This is a genomic window from Streptomyces sp. NPDC044106, from assembly GCF_056433985.1.
The window spans coordinates 61319-77133 of the sequence record NZ_JBWKFZ010000001.1 but is presented as its reverse complement, the minus strand read 5'-3'; the positions used below and the strand labels follow the sequence as shown (position 1 = coordinate 77133).

Annotated in this window: 17 protein-coding genes; 11 read left to right on the top strand and 6 right to left on the bottom strand. The window is 69.2% G+C overall.

Going from position 1 to position 15815, the window contains the following annotated elements; all coding sequences use genetic code 11:
• Positions 1–3: 3 nt before the first annotated feature.
• The 7 genes from AC07DI_RS00345 to AC07DI_RS00315 all read left to right on the top strand — a co-directional run bounded on the left by AC07DI_RS00345 (position 4) and on the right by AC07DI_RS00315 (position 6568).
• Positions 4–552: a F0F1 ATP synthase subunit B gene (locus tag AC07DI_RS00345; RefSeq protein WP_478901231.1), complete on the top strand. Its 549-nt coding sequence runs from the start codon at positions 4–6 to the stop codon at positions 550–552.
• The gene (locus AC07DI_RS00340; RefSeq protein WP_384248950.1) at positions 549–1373 is read left to right on the top strand and encodes a F0F1 ATP synthase subunit delta; all 825 of its coding nucleotides are present in this window, start codon (positions 549–551) and stop codon (positions 1371–1373) included. Before AC07DI_RS00345 ends, AC07DI_RS00340 begins: the two co-directional genes overlap by 4 nt.
• 119 nt (positions 1374–1492) lie before the next feature.
• A complete protein-coding gene (atpA, locus tag AC07DI_RS00335) occupies positions 1493–3082 on the top strand; it encodes a F0F1 ATP synthase subunit alpha (protein ID WP_384248947.1) in 1590 nt (529 codons plus the stop codon).
• A 21-nt stretch (positions 3083–3103) separates the two neighbouring features.
• The gene (locus tag AC07DI_RS00330; protein WP_384248944.1) at positions 3104–4024 is read left to right on the top strand and encodes a F0F1 ATP synthase subunit gamma; all 921 of its coding nucleotides are present in this window, start codon (positions 3104–3106) and stop codon (positions 4022–4024) included.
• On the top strand, positions 4024–5466 hold the full coding sequence (gene atpD, locus AC07DI_RS00325; protein ID WP_384248941.1) for a F0F1 ATP synthase subunit beta: 1443 nt from the start codon (positions 4024–4026) through the stop codon (positions 5464–5466). Before AC07DI_RS00330 ends, atpD begins: the two co-directional genes overlap by 1 nt.
• Positions 5467–5597: 131 nt before the next feature.
• On the top strand, positions 5598–5972 hold the full coding sequence (locus AC07DI_RS00320) for a F0F1 ATP synthase subunit epsilon (RefSeq protein ID WP_384248938.1): 375 nt from the start codon (positions 5598–5600) through the stop codon (positions 5970–5972).
• A gap of 146 nt (positions 5973–6118) precedes the next feature.
• Positions 6119–6568 carry a DUF2550 domain-containing protein gene (locus tag AC07DI_RS00315; protein ID WP_384248935.1) on the top strand — a complete coding sequence of 150 codons (450 nt, stop codon included), beginning with the start codon at positions 6119–6121 and terminating at the stop codon, positions 6566–6568.
• A 154-nt stretch (positions 6569–6722) separates the two neighbouring features.
• Here the strand turns inward: AC07DI_RS00315 and AC07DI_RS00310 are convergent, their stop codons facing one another.
• From AC07DI_RS00310 to AC07DI_RS00300, 3 genes are all read right to left on the bottom strand, one after another.
• Positions 6723–8540 carry a glycosyl hydrolase family 18 protein gene (locus AC07DI_RS00310; RefSeq protein WP_478901228.1) on the bottom strand — a complete coding sequence of 606 codons (1818 nt, stop codon included), beginning with the start codon at positions 8538–8540 and terminating at the stop codon, positions 6723–6725.
• A 232-nt stretch (positions 8541–8772) separates the two neighbouring features.
• Positions 8773–9423, bottom strand: coding sequence for a response regulator (locus AC07DI_RS00305; protein WP_384248929.1), 651 nt, complete (start codon positions 9421–9423; stop codon positions 8773–8775).
• A complete protein-coding gene (locus AC07DI_RS00300) occupies positions 9420–10610 on the bottom strand; it encodes a sensor histidine kinase (RefSeq protein WP_478901226.1) in 1191 nt (396 codons plus the stop codon). The genes AC07DI_RS00305 and AC07DI_RS00300 overlap by 4 nt, the downstream gene beginning before the upstream one ends.
• A 165-nt stretch (positions 10611–10775) precedes the next feature.
• Between AC07DI_RS00300 and AC07DI_RS00295 the strand changes: the two genes are divergently transcribed.
• Positions 10776–11351, top strand: coding sequence for a hypothetical protein (locus AC07DI_RS00295; protein ID WP_478901224.1), 576 nt, complete (start codon positions 10776–10778; stop codon positions 11349–11351).
• A gap of 11 nt (positions 11352–11362) precedes the next feature.
• Here the strand turns inward: AC07DI_RS00295 and AC07DI_RS00290 are convergent, their stop codons facing one another.
• The 3 genes from AC07DI_RS00290 to AC07DI_RS00280 are packed head-to-tail and all read right to left on the bottom strand — an operon-like array spanning position 11363 to position 13510.
• Positions 11363–11935: a cob(I)yrinic acid a,c-diamide adenosyltransferase gene (locus AC07DI_RS00290; protein WP_478901223.1), complete on the bottom strand. Its 573-nt coding sequence runs from the start codon at positions 11933–11935 to the stop codon at positions 11363–11365.
• Between the two features lie 13 nt (positions 11936–11948).
• On the bottom strand, positions 11949–12704 hold the full coding sequence (locus AC07DI_RS00285; RefSeq protein WP_478901221.1) for an ABC transporter permease: 756 nt from the start codon (positions 12702–12704) through the stop codon (positions 11949–11951).
• A 23-nt stretch (positions 12705–12727) separates the two neighbouring features.
• Positions 12728–13510, bottom strand: coding sequence for an ABC transporter ATP-binding protein (locus AC07DI_RS00280; protein WP_478901219.1), 783 nt, complete (start codon positions 13508–13510; stop codon positions 12728–12730).
• Positions 13511–13608: 98 nt separating this feature from the next.
• On the opposite strand from AC07DI_RS00280, the gene AC07DI_RS00275 reads away from it, so the two are divergent.
• The 3 genes from AC07DI_RS00275 to AC07DI_RS00265 all read left to right on the top strand — a co-directional run bounded on the left by AC07DI_RS00275 (position 13609) and on the right by AC07DI_RS00265 (position 15809).
• Positions 13609–14250, top strand: a complete 642-nt coding sequence (locus tag AC07DI_RS00275; protein ID WP_478901218.1) for a TetR/AcrR family transcriptional regulator — start codon at positions 13609–13611, stop codon at positions 14248–14250.
• A gap of 190 nt (positions 14251–14440) precedes the next feature.
• Positions 14441–15289, top strand: a complete 849-nt coding sequence (locus AC07DI_RS00270) for a 3-hydroxyacyl-CoA dehydrogenase family protein (protein WP_384248910.1) — start codon at positions 14441–14443, stop codon at positions 15287–15289.
• 196 nt (positions 15290–15485) lie between these two features.
• The gene (locus AC07DI_RS00265; protein ID WP_055696792.1) at positions 15486–15809 is read left to right on the top strand and encodes an STAS domain-containing protein; all 324 of its coding nucleotides are present in this window, start codon (positions 15486–15488) and stop codon (positions 15807–15809) included.
• Positions 15810–15815: the final 6 nt, after the last annotated feature.

Sequence of the window (15815 nt, the reverse complement as noted above, 5' to 3'; positions counted from 1 at the left end):
GATGTGATCGCCAACCTGGTTCAGCTGGCGGCCGAGGAGAAGCAGAACCCGCTGATCCCGCCCGGCCCCGAGCTGCTCGTCGGCACACTGGCCTTCGCCATTGTCTTCTTCTTCTTCTGGAAGAAGCTCCTCCCGAACATCAACAAGGTTCTGGACGAGCGCCGGGAGGCGATCGAAGGCGGTATCGAGAAGGCCGAGGCCGCTCAGACCGAGGCCCGGAGCGTTCTTGAGCAGTACAAGGCTCAGCTCGCCGAGGCACGGCACGAGGCCGCGCGTCTGCGCCAGGAGGCGCAGGAGCAGGGCGCCACGCTCATCGCCGAGATGCGGGCCGAGGGCCAGCGTCAGCGCGAGGAGATCGTCGCCGCCGGTCACGCGCAGATCGAGGCCGACCGCAAGGCCGCCGCGCAGTCGCTGCGTCGGGACGTGGGCCAGCTGGCCACCGACCTGGCCGGCAAGCTCGTCGGCGAGTCCCTCGAGGACCACGCCCGGCAGAGCCGCACGATCGACCGTTTCCTCGACGAGCTCGAGGAGAAGGCCGAGGCCGCTCGATGACAGCGCACGGAGCGAGCCGCGAGGCTCTGGCCGCCGCGCGCGAGCGTCTCGACGCGCTGACGGACAGCACCTCGGTCGACGCGAAGCAGCTCGCGGACGAGCTGGCCGCCGTCACGGCGCTGCTCGGCCGCGAGGTCTCGCTGCGTCGGGTCCTGACCGACCCGGCGCAGTCCGGTGAGGCCAAGGCCGATCTTGCGGGACGCCTGCTGTCCGGGCAGGTGGGCGGCGAGGCCGCCGACCTGGTCGCCGGCATGGTGCGCTCGCGCTGGTCGTCGTCGCGCGACCTGGTGGACGCCATCGAGGAGCTCGCCAACCTCGCCGACCTGACCGGCGCGCAGAAGACCGGCGCACTGGACAACGTCGAGGACGAGCTCTTCCGGTTCGGCCGGATCGTCTCGTCGAGCACCGAGCTCCGGTCCGCGCTCACGGACCGCGCCGCGACCGGTGCGGCCAAGAGCGAGCTGCTGCGCAGCCTGCTCGGCGGTCGCGCGGAAGACGTCACGGAGCGGCTGATCGAGCGCCTGGTGACCGCGCCGCGTGGACGTAGCCTGGAAGAGGGACTCGAGTCCCTCTCCAAGCTCGCCGCGGACCGCCGCAACCGCATGGTCGCCGTCGTCACTTCCGCCGTTCCGCTCTCGGACCGGCAGAAGGAGCGTCTCGGCGCCGTCCTGGCCAAGGTGTACGGACGCCCGATGCACCTCAACCTCGACGTGGACCCCGCGGTCCTCGGCGGGATCACGGTCCAGGTGGGCGACGAGGTCATCAACGGCAGCGTCGCGGACCGTATCGCGGAAGCCGGCCGCCGCGTGGCCGGGCAGTAATTCAACAAGCATGACCTACGGCCCTAGTTGGGCCGTGCAGAGGATTCACCTCTTTCTTGGGGGGAGTCCCCATCCCCCCAAAGAAACTTCGGGCCCAACAAGGAGAGCAGGGAACCCAGATGGCGGAGCTCACGATCCGGCCGGAGGAGATCCGGGACGCGCTGGAGAACTTTGTCCAGGCGTACAAGCCGGACGCGGCCTCGCGCGAGGAGGTCGGTACGGTCACCGTCGCCGGCGACGGTATTGCCAAGGTCGAGGGTCTTCCCTCGGCGATGGCGAACGAGCTGCTGAAGTTCGAGGACGGCACCCTCGGCCTCGCGCTGAACCTGGAAGAGCGCGAGATCGGCGCCGTCGTCCTCGGCGAGTTCAGCGGTATCGAGGAGGGCCAGCCGGTGCAGCGCACCGGTGAGGTGCTCTCCGTCGCCGTGGGCGAGGGCTACCTCGGCCGCGTCGTCGACCCGCTCGGCACCCCGATCGACGGCCTCGGCGAGATCGAGACCAGCGGACGTCGCGCCCTCGAGCTGCAGGCCCCCACGGTCATGCAGCGCAAGTCGGTGCACGAGCCGATGGAGACCGGCTACAAGGCCGTCGACGCGATGACCCCGATCGGCCGTGGCCAGCGTCAGCTGATCATTGGTGACCGCCAGACCGGCAAGACCGCCCTGGCCGTCGACACGATCATCAACCAGCGCGACAACTGGCGCTCGGGCGACGTGAACAAGCAGGTGCGCTGCATCTACGTCGCCATCGGCCAGAAGGGTTCCACCATCGCCTCCGTGCGTGGTGCGCTCGAAGAGGCCGGTGCGCTGGAGTACACGACCATCGTCGCCGCCCCGGCGTCCGACCCGGCCGGCTTCAAGTACCTGGCGCCGTACACCGGCTCGGCCATCGGCCAGCAGTGGATGTACGAGGGCAAGCACGTCCTCATCATCTTCGACGACCTCTCGAAGCAGGCCGACGCCTACCGCGCCGTGTCCCTGCTGCTCCGCCGCCCGCCGGGGCGCGAGGCCTACCCGGGTGACGTCTTCTACCTGCACTCGCGTCTCCTCGAGCGCTGCGCGAAGCTCTCGGACGAGCTGGGCAAGGGTTCGATGACGGGTCTGCCGATCGTCGAGACCAAGGCGAACGACGTGTCGGCGTTCATCCCGACCAACGTCATCTCCATCACCGACGGCCAGTGCTTCCTGGAGTCGGACCTCTTCAACGCCGGTCAGCGCCCCGCGCTGAACGTCGGTATCTCCGTCTCCCGAGTCGGTGGTTCCGCGCAGCACAAGGCGATGAAGCAGGTCTCCGGTCGTCTCCGCGTGGACCTCGCCCAGTTCCGTGAGCTCGAGGCGTTCGCCGCCTTCGGTTCCGACCTGGACGCCGCGTCCAAGGCCCAGCTCGAGCGCGGCCAGCGCATGGTCGAGCTGCTCAAGCAGCCGCAGTACGAGCCGATGGCCACCGAGGACCAGGTCGTCTCCGTGTGGGCCGGTACCACCGGTCGCATGGACGAGGTGCCGGTGGGCGACATCCGTCGCTTCGAGCGCGAGCTCCTCGAGTACCTGCACCGCAACGAGCAGGGCCTCATGACCTCCATCAAGGAGGGCGGCAAGATGTCGGACGACACCCTGCAGGCCGTCGGCGACGCCATCGCGCAGTTCAAGAAGCAGTTCGAGACCTCGGACGGGAAGCTTCTCGGCGAGGACGCTCCGGCCGCTGCCAAGTGACGTAAGGAAGGGACCTGACTCATGGGAGCCCAGCTCCGGGTCTACAAGCGTCGCATCCGATCCGTCACCGCGACCAAGAAGATCACCAAGGCGATGGAGATGATCGCCGCCTCGCGCGTCGTCAAGGCGCAGCGCAAGGTGGCGGCCTCCACGCCGTACGCGACCGAGCTCACCCGCGCGGTCACGGCGGTCGGCACTGGCTCGAACACGAAGCACCCGCTGACGACCGAGGCGGAGACGGCGACCCGTTCCGCGGTGCTGCTCCTCACGAGCGACCGCGGACTGGCCGGTGCCTTCAACTCGAACGCCATCAAGGCCGCGGAGCAGCTGACCGCGCGCCTGGAGGCCGAGGGCAAGGAGGTCGACACGTACATCGTCGGCCGCCGTGGTCTGGCCCACTACAACTTCCGCGAGCGCAAGGTCGTGGAGTCGTGGTCGGGCTTCACCGACGAGCCCACGTACGCGGATGCCAAGAAGGTCGCGGTGCCGCTGATCGAGGCGATCGAGAAGGAGACGGCGGACGGCGGCGTGGATGAACTCCACATCGTCTACACCGAGTTCGTCTCGATGATGACGCAGACGGCCATCGACGGCCGCCTGCTGCCGCTCAGCCTCGAAGAGGTCGCGGAGGAGTCGAAGTCCACCAAGGACGAGATCCTTCCGCTGTACGACTTCGAGCCGTCGGCGGAGGACGTCCTCGACGCCCTGCTGCCGCGCTACGTCGAGAGCCGTATCTACAACGCGATGCTCCAGTCGGCTGCCTCCAAGCACGCCGCCACGCGCCGCGCGATGAAGTCGGCCACCGACAACGCCGGGGATCTGATCAACAGCCTCTCCCGGCTTGCCAACGCGGCCCGCCAGGCCGAAATCACCCAGGAAATCAGCGAGATCGTCGGCGGCACAGCAGCGCTGGCCGACGCGACCGCGGGGAGTGACAAGTAATGACGACCACTGTTGAGACGGCCGTTGCCACGGGCCGCGTCGCCCGGGTGATCGGCCCGGTCGTCGACGTGGAGTTCCCCGTCGACGCGATGCCGGAGATCTACAACGCCCTGCACGTCGAGGTCGACGACCCGTCGACCGAGGGCGCCCGCAAGACGCTGACCCTCGAGGTCGCCCAGCACCTGGGTGACGGCGTGGTCCGCGCGATCTCGATGCAGCCCACCGACGGCCTGGTCCGCCAGGCGCCCGTCACCAACACCGGCAAGGGCATCTCGGTGCCGGTCGGTGACGTGACCAAGGGCCGGGTGTTCAACACCCTCGGCGAGGTCCTGAACGACGACCCGTCCACGGTCGCGGACGCCGAGCGCTGGACGATCCACCGCAAGGCCCCGGCCTTCGACCAGCTCGAGTCCAAGACCGAGATGTTCGAGACCGGCCTGAAGGTCGTCGACCTTCTCACCCCGTACGTCAAGGGTGGAAAGATCGGTCTGTTCGGTGGTGCCGGTGTCGGCAAGACCGTTCTGATCCAGGAAATGATCGTCCGTGTGGCCAAGCTGCACGACGGTGTCTCCGTCTTCGCCGGTGTCGGCGAGCGCACCCGTGAGGGCAACGACCTCATGGTCGAGATGGAGGAAGCCGGCGTTCTGGACAAGACCGCGCTGGTCTTCGGCCAGATGGACGAGCCGCCGGGCACGCGTCTGCGCGTCGCCCTGGCCGGTCTGACCATGGCGGAGTACTTCCGCGATGTGCAGAAGCAGGACGTGCTGTTCTTCATCGACAACATCTTCCGCTTCACGCAGGCCGGTTCCGAGGTCTCGACCCTGCTCGGCCGCATGCCCTCCGCGGTGGGCTACCAGCCGAACCTGGCCGACGAGATGGGTCTCCTCCAGGAGCGCATCACGTCGACCCGCGGTCACTCGATCACCTCGATGCAGGCGATCTACGTCCCCGCGGACGACCTGACCGACCCGGCCCCGGCCACCACGTTCGCCCACCTCGACGCGACGACGGTGCTCTCCCGTCCGATCTCCGAGAAGGGCATCTACCCGGCCGTGGACCCGCTGGACTCCACGTCCCGCATCCTGGACCCGCGCTACATCGCGCAGGACCACTACGACTGCGCCATGCGTGTCAAGGGGATCCTCCAGAAGTACAAGGACCTCCAGGACATCATCGCGATCCTCGGTATCGACGAGCTCAGCGAAGAGGACAAGCTCGTCGTCGCCCGGGCCCGTCGCGTGGAGCGCTTCCTGTCGCAGAACACGCACGCCGCCAAGCAGTTCACCGGCGTGGACGGCTCGGACGTGTCCCTCGAGGAGTCGATCGCGGCGTTCAACGCGATCTGCGACGGCGAGTACGACCACTTCCCCGAGCAGGCCTTCTTCATGTGCGGTGGTCTTGAGGACCTCAAGAAGAACGCCAAGGAGCTCGGCGTCTCCTGAGCTTCGTAGCTCTCGACGGTGAGGGGCGGGCCCACCCCCGCGGGGGCCGTGTCCCGCCCCTCCCCGTACGCCCACTAGAATTTGACCCAACACCCGGCGGAGTCGCCGGGTGGTGACCCGAGGAGCCACCCTTGGCTGCTGAGCTGCATGTCGAGCTGGTCGCAGCGGACCGCAGTGTCTGGTCCGGTGAGGCCACCCTGGTCGTCGCGCGTACCACGTCCGGCGACATCGGCGTCATGCCCGGTCACCAGCCGCTGCTCGGTGTGCTGGAATCGGGCCCGGTGACCATTCGTACGAGTGACGGCGGCACGATCGTCGCCGCGGTCCACGGAGGATTCATCTCCTTCGCGGACGACAAGCTGTCGCTGCTGGCCGAGATCGCGGAGCTGTCCGACGAGATCGACGTCCAGCGTGCGGAGCGGGCGCTGGAGCGCGCGCAGTCGGAGGCCGACGCCTCCGCCGAGCGCCGTGCCGACGTCCGACTGCGGGCGGTGTCGTCGCGCTGAAACCGGCGCGTCGGCGTTGACGTGACTCAGCCGCGGCCAGGTCCGGGAAGACTCCGGACCGGGTCGCGGCTGAGGCGATGCGGGTGCAATGTGTTGGTCCGTTGTCGGTCCTTCGACCGACAGTAGAGGCGAGGAGGTCGGTGCCGATGATCCTCACTCTGCTCGTGTGCGGACTTGCTTTGATCGTGCTGGTGTTGTTGGGGCTCTTCGTCTTCGGACTGCGGCGCCGGCTGATCCAGCGTTCCGGCGGCACCTTCGACTGCAGCCTGCGTTGGAACGCCCCGGACAAGGGCGACACCTCCGGCAAGGGCTGGGGGTACGGGGTGGCCCGCTACAACGGCGACCGGGTCGAGTGGTACCGCGTCTTCTCCTACGCCCCCCGGCCGCGCCGGGTCCTCGAACGCTCCGCCATCGAGGTCGTCGACCGCCGGGCACCGGACGGCGAGGAGGAGCTGGCCCTGCTCTCCGACGCGATCGTCCTCGGCTGCCTCCACCGCGGCTCCCGCCTGGAGCTGGCGATGAGCGAGGACGCCTTGACGGGTTTCCTGGCATGGCTGGAGGCGGCGCCGCCGGGCCAGAGGGTGAATGTGGCCTAGCCGCAGTCTCCCCAGGGGCGCGGGGCTCTGACATTTGCGGCTCCGCCGCGTGGGCGCGACCAGCCACGAATGACCCGGAGCCGCGAAACATGAGAAGCCGGGAAGACAAGGGGCGATCTTGTCTTCCCGGCTTCGTCCTGGGGGACGGCGCGTACTACTTCAGGCCGTCGTTGATTGCAGTCACCAACTCCCCGTTGGCCGTGTCACCGCTGAACTCCCAGAAGAACGCCCCGCCGAGCCCCTGCTGCTTGGCCCACGTCATCTTCGCGCGGACGGTCGCTGGCGTGTCGTAGGACCACCAGTTCGTGCCGCAGTGGGCATAGGCAGTGCCGGCGATCGTCCCGTTCGAGGGACAGGAGTTCTTGAGGACCTTGTAGTCCTCGATGCCCGCCTCGTACGTGCCGGGCGCTGCCCCCGTCGCCGTGCCGCCCGGCTCCTTCTGCGTGACGCCGGTCCACCCGCGGCCGTAGAAGCCGATGCCGAGCAGGAGCTTGGCCGAGGGGACGCCCTTGGCCTTCAGCTTGGCGATGGCCGCCGCGGAGTTGAAGCCGTCCTTCGGGATGCCCTGGTAGGCCGTGAGCGGGGAGTGCGGAGCCGTCGGGCCCTTGGCGTCCCAGGCGCCGAAGAAGTCGTACGTCATGACGTTGTACCAGTCGGCGTACTGCGAGGCGCCGCCGTAGTCGGCGGCGTCCAGCTTGCCGCCCTCGGAGCCGTCGGCGGAGATGGCGGCCGTGACGAGGTTGTTGGCGCCGAACTCGTTGCGGAACGCCTGCATCATGTTCTTGAAGACGGCCGGGCCGCTGGTGTCGCAGGAGAGGCCGCAGGCGTTGGGGTACTCCCAGTCCAGGTCGATGCCGTCGAAGATGTCGGCCCAGCGCGGGTCCTCGACCAGGTCGTGGCAGGACTTGGCGAAGGCCGCCGGGTTCTTCATGGCGTCGGTGAAGCCGCCGGACCAGGTCCAGCCGCCGAAGGACCAGAGGATCTTGACGTTGGGGTACTTGGCCTTGAGCTTGCGCAGCTGGTTGAAGTTGCCGCGCAGGGGCTGGTCCCAGGTGTCGGCGACACCGTCGACGCTCTGGTCGGCGGTGTAGGCCTTGTCGATCGCCGCGTAGGAGTCGCCCATGGTGCACTTGCCGCCCTGGACGTTGCCGAAGCTGTAGTTGATGTGGGTGATCTTGGCGGCCGAGCCGGAGGACGCGATGTTCTTCGCGTGGTAGTTCCGGCCGTAGACGCCCCACTCGGTGAAGTAGCCGAGCTTGACCTTGTCGCCGGGGCCGGGGCCCGGGTCACCGCCGCCGCCCGTGGTGTGGACCTTGACGGCCGCGCTCGCGGGTCCCGTCTGGTCGGCGGTGTCGCGGGCCTGGACGGTGTACGAGTAGTCGGTGCCGGCGGTCAGGCCGGTGTCGCCGTACGAGGTGCCGGTGACCGTGGCGACCTTGGCGCCGTCGCGCAGGACGTCGTAGTTCTTGACGCCCTTGTCGTCGGTGGCGGCCTTCCAGTCGAGCTTGACCGAGGTGTCGGTGATGCCGGAGGCGGTCGGCGCGCCGGGGGCGCTCGGCGGGTTGTCGCCGGGGACGCTGCCGCCGTCGCAGCTCGCGCCGTTCAGCTCGCACTTGGCGGGGGCGCCGGAACCGGTGCCGTTGAAGCCGAAGGAGACCGAGGCGCCGGGGGCGAGCGTCCCGTTCCAGCCGAGGTTCTTGGCGGTCCAGCGGTTGCCGGAGTTGGTGACGGTGGCGTCCCAGGCCGAGGTCACCTTGGTGTCGGAGGGGAAGTCCCAGGCGACGTTCCACGAGCTGATGCTGGTGGTGCCGGTGTTCCGGATCGTCCACTTGCCCTCGAAGCCGCTGCCCCAGTCCTGGGTCTTGGCGTACGTGGCGGTGGCCTCGGGGGCGGCGTCGGGGGCCGCCTCGGCGGAGCCGCCGAGGGCGACCAGGGTGGCAAGGGGCAGCAGCAGAGTGGTGAAACCCGCCACGGCTTTGTGTCTGCCTCTGAGTCTCGGGCGTGTGTCGCTGTCTGTGAAGCGCACGAGGTGCTCCTCGTTTCCGGGGGTCTACGGGGTTGGGACCCTGCGCCGCCCGTGAGCACGTGGACACGTGGGGGAGTGCTCACCGCAGTGCGGTGAGAATAGAAAGGTCTGGACCAGCGGTCAAGAGGTCTGAACCATTAGCCGGGCCGCGAAGGACCGCTTGTGCCCGCTGTCCGGATCAGACGCCCAACTCCTGCGCGAGGACGGCGGCTTGCACCCGGCTGCGCAGCTCCAGCTTGCCCAGCATCCGGCTGACGTGCGTCTTCACCGTCGCCTCCGCCATGGTGAGCCGGGTGGCGATCTCCGCGTTCGACAGGCCCTCGCCGATGCAGGAGAGCACCTCGCGCTCGCGCCGGGTGAGGCCGTCGAGGATCGCGGGATCCGGAGCGTTCTCGCCGCGTACGGCCCTCGAAGGGGCGGCGAACTCGGCGATCAGACGGCGGGTGACGGCAGGCGCGATCAGGCCCTCGCCGCGCGCGACCGTGCGGACGGCCTCGATGAGGTCCTTCGCCTCGGTGTTCTTGAGGAGGAACCCGGACGCGCCCGCGCGCAGCGCCCCGAACACGTACTCGTCGAGGTCGAAGGTGGTCAGGACCAGGACGTCTGCGAGCCCCTCGGCGACGACCTGACGCGTCGCGGAGACCCCGTCGAGGCGCGGCATCTGCACGTCCATCAGGACCAGGTCGGGGCGCAGTTCACGGGCGAGCGCGACGGCCTCCTCGCCGTCCGCCGCCTCACCGACGACCTCGATGCCGGACGCGCTGCGCAGGATCAGGACGAGTCCCGAGCGCACGGCTGACTGGTCCTCGGCGACTAGCACCCGGATCATTCCTTGGCTCCTTCGTCTGCGGGGTCTACGGGCAGGGTCGCGAAGACGATCCAGACCTTGCCGTCGGGACTCGCCTCGGGACCCGACGCGAAGGTGCCGCCGAGCAGTTCGGTGCGCTCGCGCATGCCGACGAGACCGGCTCCCGAGCCGGGCGCACGGGGCCCGGCCGGATCACCGTACGGGCTGGTCACCCGCACTGTCAGGGCGTGGGGCCGCTGGGCGAGGGAGACGGTGACGCGGCCCGGCGATGCGTGTTTGAGGGCGTTCGTCAGGGACTCCTGCACGATGCGGTACGCCGCGAGCTCCACCGGCGTGGGCAGCTTCGGGCCTTCCGCGGTGCGGGCGTCGTCGAGCGTCACGTCAAGGCCGTCCCTGCGGGCGTTCGCGAGCAGGGCGGCCAGGCCGTCCAGGGTGGGCGCGGCGGCAGGTTCCAGGTCGCCGCTCTGGTCGCGCAGGATGCCGATGAGGCGGCGCATCTCGGCGAGGCCCTCGACGCTGTTCTCGCGGATGACGGCCAGGGCCTGCCTGCTCGTCGCCGGCTCGTCCAGGGAGAGGGCGGCCGTGGAGTGGATGGCGATCGCCGAGAGGTGGTTGGCGATCATGTCGTGCAGTTCGCGGGCCATCCGGGCGCGCTCGGCGGAGACGGCCTGGGTGCGGTCCATCTCGGCGAGCAGCGCGGTCTGTTCGGCCCGCAACTTCGCCGCGGCGGTCGCCTCGCGGTGGTTGCGCACCAGCGCGCCGGTGGTGGCCGGGGTGAAGGCCACGACGCCGGCCGCCACGCCGAGGAGGACGGCCTGCGGGTCCCGCCACCAGGCGAGGAAGACGACGGTCAGGGCCACCGTGATGAGGCCCGTGGTGATCGGGATGCGCCGGGCGGCGGCCGGCGTCCCGTAGACAACGGCCGCGTACATGATGTCCGTGAACATCAGGACCGACGCGAGGTTGCCCGTCGTGAACTGGTCGGCCACCAGCGCGAGGGTGGCGATGACCAGGGCGAACTGGGGTCTGCTGCTCCGCAGCAGTTCGAGTCCGGCCAGGACGAGGAGGGGTACCAGCGCCCAATGGCCGCTCAGCGGCCGGTCGTTCTGGGCGTTCAGTCCCAGTGCCCACAGCACGAGCCCGCACAGCAGGCTGCCCACGGCGATCTGTACGTCGACGCGTTGCGGGCGGGGGAGGGTCGGGGCCATGTGTCCATCCAACACGGCGCGCCGGGCCCGTGCCTGCTCCGGAGGGAGGAACCGCCCGCTACATCGAAGGATGCAGTCCCACTTCGTCACTGGCGACGACGAACGGCGGCCGTCCGGGCGGGAGCCTTGAGACATGACCGGCGGAGCGACCTGGAGGAACGAGCCGTGATCGTCACATTGATCATCATCTGCGAGGCCGGCTTCTGGGTGCTGCTCGCCGCGGGGATCGCCCTTCGCTACTGGGCGAAGATGCCGAGGGCGAGCGTCGCCGTGCTGCTGTGCGAACCGCTGCTCGAAGTCGTGCTCTTCGCCGTCACCGCGGTCGACCTGAAGAACGGCGCCGAGCCGGACTGGAAGCACGGCCTGGCCGCCGTCTACATCGGCTACTCCGTCGCCCTCGGCCACTACACGGTCAAGTGGGTGGACGTCCGCGTCGCCCACCGGTTCGCGGGCGGCCCGGCGCCGAGGACCCCGAAGTACGGCACCGCCCGCGCGGTGCACGAGTGGAAGATCGCCGCCCGCTGGGTGCTCGCCGCGCTGATCGCCATGGCGCTGCTGCAGGGCGCGGTCTGGTACGTGGGCCCGGACGGCGGGACGAGCTCACTGCGCGGCTGGCAGCAGCGGATGCTCTGGGTGATCGGCATCAACCTGATCATCGCGGTGTCGTACACCGTCTTCCCGAAGAAGGCGCCGGCGGTGCGGGACGACGAGGAGCGTCCGGGCTACCTGAGCAAGCGGTGAGCGCCGTACGGCTACCGCTCCCCGCCCGGCACCCACAGCACGTCCCCGACCGCCTTGTTCGCCGTACGGGCCAGGATGAAGAGCAGGTCGGAGAGGCGGTTGAGGTAGGTGGCGGTCAGCGGGTTCATGACCTCTCCGTGGACCTCGAACGCCGCCCACGTCGCGCGCTCGGCCCGCCGCACGACCGTGCACGCCTGGTGCAGCAGCGCGGCCCCCGGCGTGCCGCCCGGCAGGATGAAGCTGCGCAGCTTCTCCAGCTCGTCGAGGAAGCGGTCGCAGTCCGCCTCCAGCTTGTCGATGTAGGACTGCTCGACGCGCAGCGGCGGGTACTTGGGGTCTTCGACGACGGGCGTGGAGAGGTCGGCGCCCACGTCGAAGAGGTCGTTCTGGACCCGGACCAGGACCTTGACGACCTCCGCGTCGAGCTTCCCGAGCGCGATCGCCGTGCCGATGGCCGCGTTGGCCTCGTTGGCGTCGGCGTACGCCGAGATCCGCAGATCGGTCTTGGCGGTGCGGCTCATGTCCCCGAGGGCCGTCGTCCCCTGGTCGCCGGTCCTGGTGTAGATGCGCGTCAGATTCACCATGGGGCCAGCGTAGTTACGCTCCGGCCTTCTTGTAGACACGTGTGCCCACCGTCACGGACAGCAGCACGAAGCCGAGCGCCATCAGGACGCCGTACAGCATGGTCGTGGTCGCGTACTCGCCGACGTACGCAGCCCGTACCGCGTCGACCAGGTAGCGGAACGGCATGAAGTGGGAGAGCACGTCCAGCCAGGCGGGCGCGAGCGCCATCGGCAGCATCAGCCCCGAGAGCAGCATCGAGGGCATGCTCACCGCGTTCACCGCCGGGCCGAACTCGTGCGGCTTGCCGACCTTCATGGCCAGCGCGTACGAGAGGGAGGCGAGCCCCGCGGTGAGCAGCGCCACGAACGCGAAGCCGATGAGGACGCCGGTGAGCGGCGCCCTGAGCCCCATCACGAGCGCGGCGAGCACGAGCAGCACCGCCTGGAAGACGAAGAGCGCGGCGTCGCGCAGGATCCGGCCGAGGAGCAGCGCGAGACGGCTGACGGGCGTCACCCGCAGCCGCTCCACCACGCCGGACTGCTTCTCGATGATGAGCGCGAAGCCGCTGAACGTGGCGCCGAACAGGCCGAGTTGGAGCAGCAGGCCCGGTACGAGCACCTGCCAGGAGTCGCCGCGCGAGCCGAGCGGCAGATCGGTGAGCAGCGGTCCGAACAAGAGCAGGTAGAGCAGGGGCGTGAGGACGCCGAAGAGGATCTGGAACTTGGAGCGGAGGGTCTGCCGGGCGTACCGGCCGAAGATCAGCGCGGTGTCGGAGAGCAGTGCGTGCATGGCGGGGTCCTGATCGTGGAGGGTCAGACGGCGACGGGGGCGGTGTCCCTGGGTGCGACGGCGCGCCCGGTGATGGCGAGGAAGGTGTCCTGGAGGGTGGCGTCGATCGAGCCGCCGTACTGGAGCTTGAGCGCGCTCGGGGTGCCCTCGGCGACCACGACGCCCCGGTCCACGACGATCAGGCGGTCGGAGAGCGCGTCGGCCTCGTCGAGGTAGTGGGTGGTGAGGAAGACCGTCGTGCCGTACTCGTCGCGCAGCCGCCGCACGAGCCGCCACAGGTCGGCCCGGCTGCCCGGGTCGAGGCCGGTGGTCGGCTCGTCGAGGAAGAGCACCTCGGGCCGGTGGGTGAGCCCCATGGCGATGTCGAGCCGTCTGCGCTGGCCGCCGGAGAGTGCGGCGCAGGGGCGCTCCATCAGCTCGGTCAGACCGAGGTCGCGCGCCAGTTCCTCGGCCCGGTCGGCCGCCTGTCGCTTCGTCAGGCGGTAGAGCCGGCCCTGGGTGATCAGTTCCTCGCGGACACGGATGCTCAGGTCGACGCCGCCGGACTGGGCGACGTACCCGATCTTGTTCCGGACGCCTGCGGGGTCCCCGGCCAGGTCGCAGCCCGCGACGGTGGCGGCGCCGCCGGTGGGCGGGAGCAGCGTGGTCAGCATGCGCAGCGTGGTGGTCTTGCCCGCGCCGTTCGGCCCGAGGAAGCCGAGGATCTCGCCGGGCTCGACGCGCAGGTCGATGCCGCGCACGGCCTCCACGGGGCCGTCCTTGGTCTGGAAGGTCCGGGCGAGCCCGGCGGTGCTGATGATTGCCATGGCGACAACAAAAACAGAGTCCATGAAATTTTGCAACGCCACCAAAATTTCATGAGGCCCAAAGTTTGGGGGAGGCCAAGGATGTCTACGATGAAGGCATGGCTGAAGGGCTCAGAGAGCGCAAGAAGCGGCAGACGAAGCAGCGGATCTCGGACATCGCGACCGGGCTCTTCCTGAAGCACGGCTTCAACGCCGTGACCATCGCGGAGATCGCCGACGCCGCCGACGTCTCCGTCAACACCGTCTACAACTACTTCCCGGCGAAGGAGGACCTCTTCCTCGACCGGGGCGGCGACGTGATCGACCGCCTCCCCCGCTACGTGCGCGGGCGCCGCGCGGGGGAGTCCGCCGCCGAAGCCGTCCTGCGCGAGCTGTACGCCGACGTGGAGGCCGTCTCGCCGACCATCGGGCTCTTCCCCGGCTGGGCCGACTTCATGAAGGTCATCACCGAGGCGCACGCGCTGCGCTCCCGGCTCTGGGCGATCCAGCAGGAAGCCCTCGACCGGCTCACGACGACCCTCGCCGAGGAGACCGGGGCGGCCGGGGGCGACCCGCTGCCCGGCCTCGTCGCGGGTCAGCTCTCCTGGGTGCACAGCACGCTCATGGCCTGGATCGGCGAGGAGATGTCCAGGCGCCGCGAGCCCGCCGAGGTCTCCCGTGAAGCGCTGGGACTGCTCGACGAGATGGCGGAGCTGCTGAGCGGAAAGGTCCTCAACTACGCGCGGCGCGCCGCCGGATGACACGCGGCGCACCGCCGGACGACACGCTCGGGCCGACGGACGGCACGTATCAGTGTGATGTCCGTCATTTGAGACGTGACGCGCATCTCTTCAGGGTCACAGGCGGCCTCACGAACGCTAACGTGCGCCGGAGAGGCATACGTGAACAGCGTGCACGCCAAGCGTGACAAGCGGTAGGGGAGTCGGAACAGTGGCACGGAAGCTCGCCGTCATCGGAGCCGGACTCATGGGGTCCGGTATCGCTCAGGTCTCCGCCCAGGCGGGCTGGGACGTCGTCCTGCGCGACGTCACCGACGAGGCACTGACCCGGGGCACCGACGGCATCAAGGCGTCGTACGACAAGTTCGTGAGCAAGGGCAAGCTCGCCGCCGACGACGCCGAGGCAGCGCTCGCGCGCATCACGACCACCACCGACCTGGACGCCGTCGCCGACGCGGACATCGTCGTCGAGGCCGTCTTCGAGAAGCTGGAGATCAAGCACGAGATCTTCCGCGCACTCGACAAGCTCGTGCGCGACGACGCCGTACTCGCCTCCAACACCTCCGCCATTCCGATCACCAAGATCGCGGCCGTCACGGAGCGCCCGGAGCGCGTCGTCGGCGCCCACTTCTTCTCGCCGGTCCCGATGATGCAGCTCTGCGAGCTGGTGCGCGGCTACAAGACCAGCGACGAAACCCTCGCCCGCACGCGTGAGTTCGCCGAGTCCGTCGGCAAGACCTGCATCGTCGTCAACCGCGACGTCGCCGGCTTCGTGACGACCCGTCTGATCTCCGCGCTCGTCGTCGAGGCGGCGAAGCTCCACGAGTCGGGCGTCGCCACCGCCGAGGACATCGACATCGCCTGCAAGCTCGGCTTCGGCCACGCCATGGGACCGCTCGCCACCGCCGACCTGACCGGCGTCGACATCCTGCTGCACGCCACGGAGAACATCTACACCGAGTCCCAGGACGAGAAGTTCGCGCCGCCGGAGCTGATGCGCCGGATGGTTGACGCCGGTGACATCGGGCGCAAGAGCGGGCAGGGGTTCTACAAGCACTGAACCAGCACTGACGTACGCCGTCTGACGCCCCGTCGGACGCTTCGGCGCCCGGCGGGTCACCCCTCGGAGTGAATTCGGTATCGGTTCGCTTACAGACGGCAACTTCCTCGCCCAAGCGGCAGTCAGTTGCAGTGACATACGCAGACGCCCTACGTATCGGGCGTCACAGCAGACACAGCACTCTCGGGGAGCGCATATGCACATCAGGGGCGACCAGGCCCAGCTGGTCGTCGGGGGACGCCTCGACGTACGCAGCGCGGCGGACGCCCGCACGGTCCTGCACTCGGCCGTCGACGACGGCGCCGGCGACCTGGTGCTCGACCTGTCAGAACTCGACTCGTGGGACGCCACGGGACTCGGCGTCATCATGGGCGCGCACCGCCGCGCGGGACGCTGCGGACGCAGACTCGTCCTGCGCCACGTGCCGCCCCAGATGCAGCGCCTCCTCGTGGCGACCCGGCTGCACCGCATCCTCGCCATCGAGGGCGGCATCGGAGTCGAATCACTCCCCAGAGTCTGAACATCA

Coding starts and splice junctions, on each gene's coding strand:
- AC07DI_RS00340 (WP_384248950.1), top strand. CDS start 549: ATGACAGCGCACGGAGCGAGCCGCGAGGCTCTGGCCGCCGCGCGCGAG.
- atpA (WP_384248947.1), top strand. CDS start 1,493: ATGGCGGAGCTCACGATCCGGCCGGAGGAGATCCGGGACGCGCTGGAG.
- AC07DI_RS00330 (WP_384248944.1), top strand. CDS start 3,104: ATGGGAGCCCAGCTCCGGGTCTACAAGCGTCGCATCCGATCCGTCACC.
- atpD (WP_384248941.1), top strand. CDS start 4,024: ATGACGACCACTGTTGAGACGGCCGTTGCCACGGGCCGCGTCGCCCGG.
- AC07DI_RS00315 (WP_384248935.1), top strand. CDS start 6,119: ATGATCCTCACTCTGCTCGTGTGCGGACTTGCTTTGATCGTGCTGGTG.
- AC07DI_RS00305 (WP_384248929.1), bottom strand. CDS start 9,423: ATGATCCGGGTGCTAGTCGCCGAGGACCAGTCAGCCGTGCGCTCGGGA.
- AC07DI_RS00300 (WP_478901226.1), bottom strand. CDS start 10,610: ATGGCCCCGACCCTCCCCCGCCCGCAACGCGTCGACGTACAGATCGCC.
- AC07DI_RS00290 (WP_478901223.1), bottom strand. CDS start 11,935: ATGGTGAATCTGACGCGCATCTACACCAGGACCGGCGACCAGGGGACG.
- AC07DI_RS00285 (WP_478901221.1), bottom strand. CDS start 12,704: ATGCACGCACTGCTCTCCGACACCGCGCTGATCTTCGGCCGGTACGCC.
- AC07DI_RS00280 (WP_478901219.1), bottom strand. CDS start 13,510: ATGGCAATCATCAGCACCGCCGGGCTCGCCCGGACCTTCCAGACCAAG.
- AC07DI_RS00275 (WP_478901218.1), top strand. CDS start 13,609: ATGGCTGAAGGGCTCAGAGAGCGCAAGAAGCGGCAGACGAAGCAGCGG.
- AC07DI_RS00265 (WP_055696792.1), top strand. CDS start 15,486: ATGCACATCAGGGGCGACCAGGCCCAGCTGGTCGTCGGGGGACGCCTC.